Source organism: Azoarcus sp. TTM-91 (assembly GCF_012911025.1).
Lineage (GTDB): Bacteria > Pseudomonadota > Gammaproteobacteria > Burkholderiales > Rhodocyclaceae > Azoarcus.
The window spans coordinates 1-1,304 of record NZ_WUEI01000259.1 but is presented as its reverse complement, the minus strand read 5'-3'; the positions used below and the strand labels follow the sequence as shown (position 1 = coordinate 1,304).

General features: G+C 68.3%; 2 protein-coding genes. Both read left to right on the top strand.

The annotated features are described in order from the left end of the window. Positions 1–38: 38 nt before the first annotated feature. Positions 39–665, top strand: coding sequence for a LemA family protein (locus tag GRF61_RS24105; protein ID WP_169153149.1), 627 nt, complete (start codon positions 39–41; stop codon positions 663–665). Between the two features lie 12 nt (positions 666–677). Beyond that, positions 678–1,304: TPM domain-containing protein (locus tag GRF61_RS24100; RefSeq protein WP_211166185.1), on the top strand; the 627-nt coding region annotated here is incomplete at its 3' end.

The following is a 1,304-nucleotide window of genomic DNA, read 5'->3' as shown; positions in this document are numbered from 1 at the left end:
CCCCCAGCCACCCCGCCCAGAGCCACAAGGAAACAAAAATGCCTGCGACCCGCCTCAGCCGTTTCAGCGCCCCCCTGCTCATCGCCGCCACGCTCAGCCTCTCCGGCTGCGGCTACAACGACTTCCAGCGCCTGGACGAACAGAGCAAGGCCGCCTGGAGCGAAGTGCTGAACCAGTACCAGCGCCGCGCGGACCTCATCCCCAACATCGTCAACACCGTCAAGGGCGAGGCCAACTTCGAGCAGGAAACCCTCACCCGCGTGGTCGAGGCCCGCTCCCGCGCCACCGCCATCCAGGTCACGCCGGAAACCCTGAACGACCCGCAGGCCATGGAACGCTTCCAGCAGGCCCAGGGCCAACTCGGCAGCGCCCTCTCCCGCCTGCTGGCGGTATCGGAGAACTATCCCAACCTCAAGGCCAACCAGGGCTTCCAGGATCTGCGGGTGCAGCTGGAAGGCACCGAGAACCGCATCACCGTGGCGCGCAACAAGTACATCCAGACGGTGCAGGAGTACAACGTGCTGGCGCGCAGCTTCCCCACCAACCTCACCGCCATGGTGTTCAGCTACCAGCCCAAGGCGAACTTCAGCGTCGCCAACGAGGCGGAGATCTCCCGCCCACCCACGGTGGATTTCGGCAACCAGCAACAGCAGCCCGCACGCTGATCCCGGCCGGCCATGCGCCTCATCCGCTTCGACTCGTCCGCCCTGCGCCGGCTCTTCGCCGTGCTGTTGCTGTTCGCGCTCGCCCTGCCCCGGCTGGCCGGTGCACAGGCGCTGCAGGCAGTACCCGCGCTCAGCGCGCGGGTGATCGATCAGACCGCCACCTTGAGCGCGCCGCAGCGCCAGGCGCTGGAGGAAAAGCTGGCCGCTTTCGAACAGGAGCGCGGCAGCCAGATCGTGGTGCTGCTGGTAGCCACCACCGCGCCTGAGGACATCGCCGCCTACGCCTTCCGCGTCGCCGACAGCTGGAAGATAGGCCGCAAGGATGTGGGCGATGGCCTGCTGCTGGTGGTGGCGAAGAACGACCGCAAGGTCCGCATCGAAGTCGCGCGCGCCCTCGAAGGCGCGGTGCCGGATCTGGCCGCCTATCGCATCATCGACCGCTACATCACCCCCGCCTTCCGCCAGGGCGACTTCGCCGGCGGCATCGACGCCGGCGTGGATGCGCTGGCCGCGCTGATACGCGGCGAGGAGCTGCCGCTGCCCGCCCGCGGCGCTGCGGCCGCGGACGACGGTGTATCGCTGGAAGACCTCGCTGTCTTCCTCTTCGTCGGCGTGCCGGTGGTGGGCGCGGTCTTGAAC